Source organism: Kitasatospora sp. NPDC001159, from assembly GCF_053598235.1.
Genome location: NZ_JBSFJV010000094.1, coordinates 22,619 through 28,740, shown reverse-complemented (window position 1 = coordinate 28,740; position 6,122 = coordinate 22,619). Strand labels below are relative to the sequence as shown.

The window sequence follows — 6,122 nt, the reverse complement described above, 5'->3', positions numbered from 1 at the left end:
CTCCCCCTCACCCCGGGGGCCGGACAGGGACCACTGGGATGACCCGACAGGGCCCGTGCCCGCGCGATCCGCGTGGCACGGGCCCTCTCGCGGTCACTCCGAGATCTCCGGCTCCACCAGGCCGCCGCTGTCGCGCCCGACGCCATCACCGTCCGCGCCGAGCGCGTGACCATCAACGCCGCGACGACCACGGATCTCAGGGCTTGTGGAGGGTGGAGCCCAGGCGCAGGCCAGCGAGCCGCCGACGAGCCCAGGCAGCAGGCCCAGGAAGAAGCCACCGAAGTTGGCGACCGGCACGGAGAGCAGTGAGAGCAGGATCGCAGCGACCCCGGCGAAGATCCTCACCTCCTGTTGGAGCCAGAGCGTGACACCCAGCGTGATCAGCAGGCTGCCGATGAGGAGTGAGCCCGCGCCCGCAGTGGTGGAGAGCGCCAGGCCGAGACCGCCCAGGCTGAGGTGGGTGCAGGGGAAGGGGAAGTAGAGGATCGGCAGGCCGCCGCCGAACGTCAGCAGGCCGGCCCAGAAGGGGCGGGTGCCGCGCCAGAGCCGGAACTCCCGCCGGGCGGCGGCGACCGCCTCGCGCGGCCGGGGCCACGGGGCCGTGGTTCTGTTCCACACGTGGCAACTCCCTGGTCGGTCAGTGGGGTTGAGACGGGTCATCGGGGTGCCGGGCCGGCTGGTCAGAAGCACTCGTCCCGGCCGTGCACGAGCGACACGCCCAGCCCGGGGACATCGAAGCTGCTGGCCGCCACCGCGACCGCAGTTACCCGCACGCCGGTCAGGTTGATCGAACTTGCCTGCTGTGCCAGGCTGTTGGGGTTGAAGAAGCGCGAGTCCCGATCGCCCCGGCTGATTTCGCCTTTGGTGAGCGCTCCGGCGGCGACCCCGATGTCGAGGTGATGGGCGCTCGACTGGTCGGCCGCCAAGTGCTTCGCATCGATGAAGAACCCCTTCGCGGTGGCCGCCCGCTTGTCACCGGTGAGCCGCAGCGTGAAGGGGCCGAGCACCGGGATCGGGAAGACGGCGGACTGGCAGAGCCCGCGGATCGTGGCGGACTCGAACCCCGTCACCATGACCGGCACCGGGTCGTGCTCGCGAGTGAGGTCCACCGTGCCGTAAAGGCTGAAGCCTTGACCATCGAGCTCGTCGGCGGAGAGCTTGAACTCCTCCCCGGAGATGAGGAACGACGCGGCGAGCGCGTTCTGGGCCACCCCGGCCACGAGGGCCGCGGTGGCCGCGAGACCTGGCAGCAGGATGACGGCGAAGCGCTTCCAGCGGGTCCTGCCGAAGCGTTGCGACATGCCGCCCCTCTCTGACGTGGACCATGGCTCCCGGGCGCCCGCTGACCGGCCGGGACCGGGCGCACGGGACACCACACCGACTGCCCGAGATCGAAAAGACCGACCACAGCCGATCATGCGATGCGGGAAATGGCTCCGCAAACCATTCGCGACCACGTTGACGACCATGTCGCTGCACATCACTCCAGCAGCCCATCGGCCAGGGCACAGGGGGCGCGAACGCTCGGTCACGGTCCAGTACGTCCGCGGGGCGGGCGGACCTGCCGTGGCGCGGACGACCAGGCCACGGCAGGCCCGCCTCTCCATGCCCCCATGGGGTGGTATAGCGCGGTTGACACCCGCAGCACGGCAGCTCGCCGCACGCGACCTCTCACTTTGAGTCAACCAAAGATTTGACATTATTTTACTTAAAAAATCACTAGACTGCTGGCAGTTTTTTAAATCTTCAATTTTTCCCGGATTTCGCTTGCCGATCCCCTCCGCTCGGATTGACGATGGTTTGAGGGGGAATCGTAGGAAGGTTTGATCATGGGACTCGTCGGAAACCTCCGTAGCCTCGGCAGGTTTAACAACGGTGACGGCCGTGGCGGCGACTACGGCCATGGCGACGACTTCGGCCGCGGTGACGACTTCCGCCGCGGCGGCTTCGACCGCGACGACTTCGACCACGACGACTTCGGCCGTGGCGGCCGTGGTGGCCATGGCGACTGGGGCAACTGGGGCGGCGGCTACTGCGGTCACTGACGTCCGCAGTAGCTGAACGCTTTTGATCCCTTGCGAGAGCAGGCCGGGCATGTTTCGTGCCCGGCCTGTAGATCGCCCGACCGGTCCGTCCGGCCGCGCGCCACCCAGAGGGGTACCAGGCTCGGAGCGGGATTGCGCGGGGTGACCGGTGCCGGCAGCAAGCGGGAAGACCGTGAGATGACGCGAAAACGGACCCTTCGAGGGGCTCTGCGAGGGCTGCTCGTCGTCGAGAGCTCCGACGCCCTGGTCCCCGCCGCACCGCCGGTCCCGCTCCGGGAGGTCTTCCGGCGCTTCTGGCCCTACACCAAGGGCGGCCGCCACTGGCTGGTGGTGCTGCTGCTCCTGGTCGCGGTGGGCCCGGTGATCGAGGCGGCTGAGATCTGGCTGTTCAAGATCGTGATCGACGACATGCTCATCCCGCACAGACTGAGTCTGTTCCTGCCGGTCGCCCTCGCCTACGCCGGGCTCACCCTGCTCTCCGGAATGCTGAGCTTCGCCGGCCAGGTGACCTCCACCTGGGTCAGCGAGCGCTTCCTGCTCATCCTGCGATCGGACGTGTTCCGGCACGTCCAGGGCCTGTCACTGGGCTTCTTCGAGCGGCGGCAGCTCGGCGACGTGTTGTCCCGGGTGACCGGTGACGTCGACGCCGTCGAGACCTTCCTGCTCTCCGGGATCGTCACCGCGATCGGCCAGCTGGCGCGGCTGGGCATCTTCGTCGGTCTCCTGCTGGCGCTGAGCTGGGACCTGACGCTGACCGCACTGGTCGCCACGCCGCTGTTCTTCCTCACCGCCCGCCGCTTCGCCAAGCTGATCCAGGCGGCCTCGCGCGAACGCCGCCGGCGCGGCGGTTCGATCAGCGCGGTCACCGAGGAGTCGCTCGGCAACATCGCACTCGTCCAGGCGTACAACCGCCAGGACTGGGAGCACGCCAGGTTTCAGCGCGAGAGCGTCGGCCGGTACCACGCCGCGATGGCCTCGACCCGGATCGGAGCGCTCTACGGACCGACGGTCGAGTTCATCGAGCTGCTCGGCGGCCTGGCGGTGATGGGCCTCGGGACCTGGGAGCTGGTCCGTGGCCAGCTCACCCTCGGCGGCCTGATGGTCTTTCTCGCACTGCTGAGCCAGCTCTACAGCCCGATCCGGAGCATGTCCGGGCTCGGCAACGCCTTCTACAGCGCTTCCGCCGCCGCCGAGCGGATCATCGAACTGCTCGACCAGCGCCCGCAGGTCGCCGCCCCCCCGACCCCGCGAGCGATCGGCCGGGCCCACGGCGGGATCGAGTTCGACGACGTGACCTTCAGCTACCCGGAGGCGGCAACGCACGCGCTGTCCGGGGTGTCCTTCAAGGTGGCGCCGGGGAAGACGCTGGCCCTGGTCGGTGCCAGCGGCGCGGGGAAGTCCACCGTCGCCAAGCTGCTGCTCCGCTTCTACGACCCGACCGCCGGCGCGGTCCGGCTCGACGGTGTCGATCTGCGCGAGCTGTCGCTCACCGAGCTGCGCGAGAACGTCGCCGTGGTCCTGCAGGAGACCCTGGTCTTCCACGGCACCGTCCGGGAGAACATCGCGTACGGGCGCCCGGACGCGACCGAGGCCGAGATCCTGGCGGCCGCCAGGGCTGCGGACGCCCACGGGTTCGTCAGCCTGCTGCCCGACGGCTACGACACCGTGGTCGGCCAGCGCGGGCGGCTTCTCTCCGGCGGCCAGCGCCAGCGTCTGGCCATCGCCCGTGCGATGATCCGGGACGCACCCGTCCTCGTCCTGGACGAACCCACCACTGGCCTGGACGCCGAGTCGGCCCGGCGGATCATGGGCCCGCTGCGCGTGCTGATGGCCGGCCGCACGACGATCATCATCTCGCACAACCTTCTCACGGTCCGCGACGCCGACCAGATCGTCCTGCTCGAACAGGGCCTGCTCGCCGCCCACGGCACCCATGAGGAACTCCTCGCCCGCAGCCCCGCCTACGCCGGCCTCCACCGGCTCCACCACCCACGGGCCGAGTCGGTGAAGATCATCCCCTGAGCCCCTGGCCCACCGCGTCGACGGCCGCGCCACGCACCGACGGGGCGGGCGGCAACAGCTCTCGGCACGGCGCTCGGCGCCGTGGGGCCTTGCGGTCCACCGGAAGAGAGTCGGTGCGACAGCACGTCACGGGTGCTGCGGGCGCCATTCGAAGAGCAGGATGGTCGCGTCGTCCCGCAGGCGGTTTCGCTGCTGGTCGAGGATGGCGTGGATGAGCAGCCGCAGCACCTCGGCCGGGCGCTGGCCGGCGGCCGAGGAGCGGATGATGAAGTCGGTGAACTGGTCGAGGCCGAACTCCGCACCGTCCGTGTCGCGTGCCTCCACGACGCCGTCGGTGTAGAGCAGGACGCGGTCGCCCGGTTCCAGTGTCGTCTCGTGGACCTGCCGGACTTCCGGAGTGAGGTGGCCGGCCAGACCGATCGGGGGCTGCGGGGGGCTGTCCAGCACTCCGTGAAGCACCCGCTCCGCACGGATCAGCAGCGGCGGTGGGTGACCGCAGTTGACCCAGTGCAGCACCCCGGTCTCCGCGTCGAGCTGGCACAGCACGCCGGTGCAGAAATGGTCGGGCAGCCACCGGGCGAGCGCCTGGTCGACGGAGCCGACGACGTCGCCCGGGGCGCCGCCGGCGCGGCGGGCGTTGCGCGCCGCCGCCATGGCGACCGACGTGGTCAGGCCGGAGGTCAGATCGTGACCCATGGAGTCGAGGATCATGGTGTGCAGCACGTTCTTGACCACCGAGTGGTCGAAGGCGTCGCCGGCGACTTCGTACGCCGGTTCCAGGACCGCGGTCGAGACGCACCGGCTGCTGCCGACGGTGTGGGGCGGCAGGAAGGCCCGCAGCATCTCGGCGGGCAACCCCATGGTCGCGGTGCGGGCGAGGGAGGCGAGCCAGTCGCTGTAGGTGCGCTTGGAGGTGATCAGCATGCCGAACAGATGGGCCAGCATCCGGCTGCGGCGCATCCGCACCCCGTCGAGTGCGGCGGTCCGCACCGCCAGCACGCCCAGCCGCTCCGCACCGTCGACCAGCGGCATCCAGACGATCACGCCGCCGCCGTCGACTGTCACCTGCGGGGAGACCCTGCGGTACGCCCAGCCGGCCGGCGAGCGGTCCACCGGCAGTGGCTCCAAGGCCTCGTCGAGTGGGACGAGCAGCCGTTGTTGCAGGTCGACGAGGTAGACCAGCGCGGTGTCCAGGCCGAGGGCCGCGGCGCACCGGTTCGCCAGGGCGGGCAGTTCGACCGGCAAGGCCGTCTGCGCCTCGATGATCAGTTCTTCCAGCCGATTCTCGTCGACGGCGGTGTCGGGACCGGCGGACGCGTGCGGTGGGTCCGACACGGGGATCACCCCTTCCGTGCCCCAGTCTCACACCGATCCCGGCCACTCTCACGTCAGGCACGATCGTGCCGGGTGCGGCCGCGGCGACACCCGGCCGAGACGGCATCGGCCCCCGGTGCGCGCACCGATCACCACGGCCCCCGGCGCGATGGTGGCTCCGATGACCTGGGCCCGGTGCCGCACACCATGCACCGCAAGTGACGCGGCACCGGCCCGGGAGCGCGCATCAGCGAGCCGTACCCGGCAGCGCGCTGCCGACGCGCTCGCGGACGGCCTCGGCCGCTGCCCACTGGTCCGGGCTCAGGCTTGCCAGGGCGGCCGGGAAGACCCCGTCCTGTTCCTTGAGGATGTGTTCCCGCAGGAGCCCGAGGACGTCCAGCAGTCGCTGCGGCCAGGTCGGATCAGGGGGGAGAACGGCTGCGGCTTCGCCGAGGACGGCTTCGATCCGCCGGTGTTCGGCCTCCAGGACGGCTATGTGGTCCGGGAACTCCCCTGCCAGGGCGGGGAACAGACCGTGTTCCTCGACTTCGGTGTGGGGGCCGAGGATCGCGGTGATCCGCCGAGCGGCCTCGGCCATCCGGGACACGTCACCGTCGCGATGGGCGGCTCGGACGGCGCCGATCAGGTTGACCACCGCTTCGTGTTCGTCGGTCAGTTCCCGGATGGTGGCCAGGGACTGGCATCCGCAGTACTCGCACATCTTGCCGGTACTCCTCTTCG

6 protein-coding genes are annotated in these 6,122 nt (G+C 70.1%); 2 read left to right on the top strand and 4 right to left on the bottom strand.

The genetic code is table 11. The annotated features are described in order from the left end of the window. Positions 1-93: 93 nt before the first annotated feature. Together ACWC9T_RS33005 and ACWC9T_RS33000 are read right to left on the bottom strand one after the other, a co-directional pair. Positions 94-618 carry a DUF6114 domain-containing protein gene (locus ACWC9T_RS33005; protein ID WP_449824732.1) on the bottom strand — a complete coding sequence of 175 codons (525 nt, stop codon included), beginning with the start codon at positions 616-618 and terminating at the stop codon, positions 94-96. 62 nt (positions 619-680) lie between these two features. Then, complete coding sequence (locus tag ACWC9T_RS33000; protein WP_449824731.1) at positions 681-1,301, bottom strand: DUF6230 family protein; 621 nt, start codon at positions 1,299-1,301, stop codon at positions 681-683. Between the two features lie 528 nt (positions 1,302-1,829). Between ACWC9T_RS33000 and ACWC9T_RS32995 the strand changes: the two genes are divergently transcribed. Both ACWC9T_RS32995 and ACWC9T_RS32990 read left to right on the top strand, forming a co-directional pair. After that, positions 1,830-2,045 carry a hypothetical protein gene (locus ACWC9T_RS32995; RefSeq protein ID WP_449824730.1) on the top strand — a complete coding sequence of 72 codons (216 nt, stop codon included), beginning with the start codon at positions 1,830-1,832 and terminating at the stop codon, positions 2,043-2,045. A gap of 177 nt (positions 2,046-2,222) precedes the next feature. Then, positions 2,223-4,067 carry an ABC transporter ATP-binding protein gene (locus ACWC9T_RS32990; RefSeq protein ID WP_449824728.1) on the top strand — a complete coding sequence of 615 codons (1,845 nt, stop codon included), beginning with the start codon at positions 2,223-2,225 and terminating at the stop codon, positions 4,065-4,067. Between the two features lie 126 nt (positions 4,068-4,193). Here the strand turns inward: ACWC9T_RS32990 and ACWC9T_RS32985 are convergent, their stop codons facing one another. Beyond that, positions 4,194-5,402: a PP2C family protein-serine/threonine phosphatase gene (locus ACWC9T_RS32985; RefSeq protein WP_449824727.1), complete on the bottom strand. Its 1,209-nt coding sequence runs from the start codon at positions 5,400-5,402 to the stop codon at positions 4,194-4,196. Between the two features lie 226 nt (positions 5,403-5,628). Then, the gene (locus tag ACWC9T_RS32980) at positions 5,629-6,102 is read right to left on the bottom strand and encodes a hemerythrin domain-containing protein (protein WP_449824726.1); all 474 of its coding nucleotides are present in this window, start codon (positions 6,100-6,102) and stop codon (positions 5,629-5,631) included. Positions 6,103-6,122: the final 20 nt, after the last annotated feature.

Coding starts and splice junctions, on each gene's coding strand:
- ACWC9T_RS33000 (WP_449824731.1), bottom strand. CDS start 1,301: ATGTCGCAACGCTTCGGCAGGACCCGCTGGAAGCGCTTCGCCGTCATC.
- ACWC9T_RS32995 (WP_449824730.1), top strand. CDS start 1,830: ATGGGACTCGTCGGAAACCTCCGTAGCCTCGGCAGGTTTAACAACGGT.
- ACWC9T_RS32990 (WP_449824728.1), top strand. CDS start 2,223: ATGACGCGAAAACGGACCCTTCGAGGGGCTCTGCGAGGGCTGCTCGTC.
- ACWC9T_RS32980 (WP_449824726.1), bottom strand. CDS start 6,102: ATGTGCGAGTACTGCGGATGCCAGTCCCTGGCCACCATCCGGGAACTG.